The sequence below is a fragment of the Sphingomonas bacterium genome (genome assembly GCF_903644055.1).
GTDB lineage: Bacteria > Pseudomonadota > Alphaproteobacteria > Sphingomonadales > Sphingomonadaceae > Sphingomonas_I.
In genome coordinates, this window is sequence record NZ_CAHJXD010000064.1 from 1 (window position 1) to 2717 (window position 2717).

The 2717-nt window shown below is 67.7% G+C and carries 2 protein-coding genes; both read right to left on the minus strand.

Going from position 1 to position 2717, the window contains the following annotated elements:
* Positions 1 to 1373, minus strand: a 1373-nt coding sequence (locus tag HUU94_RS02650; RefSeq protein ID WP_174273575.1) for a M16 family metallopeptidase, incomplete at its 3' end; no start/stop codon positions are given.
* A gap of 76 nt (positions 1374 to 1449) precedes the next feature.
* Positions 1450 to 2475, minus strand: coding sequence for a sulfur carrier protein ThiS (gene thiS / locus HUU94_RS02655; RefSeq protein ID WP_174273576.1), 1026 nt, complete (start codon positions 2473 to 2475; stop codon positions 1450 to 1452).
* Positions 2476 to 2717: the final 242 nt, after the last annotated feature.

Genomic DNA, 2717 nt, shown 5'->3' on the forward strand with positions numbered 1-2717 from the left:
CGGACGGTCGGCGCCTCGCCGACGGGCGCGCCCGCGAGGCCCGGCGCGGCCTCGGGCGCAAGATAGACGAGCGTCACCGCGCTCGCGTCGGTGAGCAAAGCGCGCGCGACGCGCTGAACGTCGGCGGGCGTCACCGCCTGCAACGCGGCGAGCCTCTTGTCCGAGGCGGAGGGATCGCCGTCGACGATCACCCCCGAGGCGACGAGCGCGGCGCGGCCCTCGGCGGTTTCGCGCTGCTTGAGTGCTGCTGTGACGACGAGGTTGCGGACGCGCGCCATCTCCTCGGTGCTCGGCGGCTGATCGCGCAGCGCCGCGATCTCGCGGCGCAAGGCCGCCTCGCCTTCCTGCGGCGCATGGCCGCTCGCCAGGATCGCGAAGGCGCCGAGCGTGCCGCGCGATTTCTTGAAATCGGCGAGCACATCGGTCTCGCTGGCGATGCGATCGCGATAGACGAGATGTTCGTGCAGCCGCGAACTATCGCCGCCCGAAAGGATGCCGTCGATCATCGTGATCGCGGCATGATCGGGATCGGCGGTCGGCGGGATCAGCCAGCTCATCACCACCGCGGGCAGGGGCGTGTTGGCGACGCGCGCGACATAGCGCGCGGGCATCGAGCGCGGCGGCTCGCTGGCGGTGACGCGCGGGATCGGCCAGGCCGGCCTGGCGATCGGCGCGAAATAGGCGTCGAGCCAGCGATCGAGCTGCCTGGGATCGAAATTGCCCGAGACGACCATCACGGCATTGTCGGGCCGATAATATTGCGCGTGGAAGGCACGGACGTCGGCGAGCGACGCCGAATCGAGCTCGGCGATGCTGCCGATCGTGCCGCGCGCATAGGGATGGACGCGATAATTGGCGGCGGGGAAATCGCGCATGAAGAGCTGGCCGTAGGGCCGCGCGAAATCGCCGCGCAGCTCTTCCTTCACGACCTCGCGCTCCGACGCGAAATCGGCCTGATCGACGACCAGATAGCCCATCCGCTGCGCCTCGGCCCAGATCAGCCGTTCGAGATGATTCGCCGGCACGGTCTCGTGAAACTCGGTATAATCGTCGTCGGTCGAGGCGTTGTTCGATCCGCCGACATCCTCGGTCAGCCGGTCCATCGTCTCGGCGGGCATGTCGCGCGTCGCCTTGAACATGAGATGCTCGAACAGATGCGCGAAGCCCGAGCGGCCCCTGGGATCGTCCTTCGATCCGACATCGTACCAGACCTGGATCGAGACGGTGGTGCCGCTCCGGTCGGGCATCTGGTAGACGCGCAGGCCGTTGGGCAGCGTCCGCATCGTGAAGGCGAGCGGCGGAACGCCCACCGGGGCGGCAGGCGCGCAACCGCTCCAGCAAAGCAGGAAAAGGGCGGACAGAATGAGACGCATATCACCGGCCCTTAGCAGGAAGTGTAGAACAAATCAAGTACGAAATTCGCCGCGCAGCGTGACGCCAGACCGGCGTTCAGATCAGCCCCGCCAGCGGGCTCGAAGGATCGGCGTAGCGGCGACGCTGCATCCGGCCGGCGCGATAGGCGAGGCGCCCGGCCTCGACCGCGGCCTTCATCGCCGCCGCCATCAGGATCGGCTGCTTGGCCTCGGCGATCGCGGTGTTCATCAGCACGCCGTCGCAGCCGAGCTCCATCGCGGCGGCCGCTTCGGACGCGGTGCCGACGCCGGCATCGACGAGCACGGGCACCTTGGCATTCTCGACGATCAGGCGGATCGTCACCGGATTCTGGATGCCGAGCCCCGAGCCGATCAGCGAGCCCAGCGGCATGATCGCCACCGCGCCGACATCTTCCAGCCGCTTCGCCGCGATCGGATCGTCGGCGCAATAGACCATCGGCAGGAAGCCTTCCTTCGCCAGCACCTCGGTGGCGCGCAGCGTCTCGACCATGTCGGGATAGAGCGTCCGCGCCTCGCCCAGCACCTCGAGCTTGACGAGATCCCAGCCCCCCGCCTCGCGCGCCAGCCGGAGCGTGCGGATCGCCTCGTCGGCGGTGAAGCAGCCGGCGGTGTTGGGGAGGTAGGTGAAGCGCCTGGGATCGATGAAATCGGTCAGCATCGGCGCGTTGCGATCGGTGACGTTGACGCGGCGCACCGCGACCGTGACCATCTCCGCGCCCGACGCTTCCAGCGCGGCGGCGTTCTGCGCATAATCCTTATATTTGCCCGTGCCGACGATCAGCCGCGAGCGGAAGCTGCGGCCGGCGACGGTCCAGCGATCCTCGTCGGTCGCCACGGGCGGGGCGGGGTGATCGCCACCGCCAACAAAATGGACGATCTCGAGATCGTCGCCATCCTCGAGCGCTACTTGCGCGATCGTCGAGCGCGGCACCACTTCGAGATTGCGCTCCACCGCGACCTTCTCGGGAACGAGGCCGAGTTCGCTCGCGAGATCGGCGATCGTCATGCCGCCGCGCACGCGCCTGTGCGCGCCATTGACCGTGATGCTGATCGTGCCATCGTCGTGGGTGAGAGTCGCCATGGCGGCACATGTAGGCGTTGGCGTCGCGCGTTGGAACCGCTTGTTGCGCCCATGCTGGACGTAGGCGCCAAGCTCTGACATTGGCCGCCGTTCATTGGGGAACATCCAGACGATGACAGAAGCCACCAACGGCTCCATGCATATCGATCCGGCGCTGGTCCGCCAGCTCGCCGAACTGCTCGACGAGACCCACCTCACCGAGATCGAGGTGCAGGACAGATCGGAAGAGCGTCGTGTAGGGA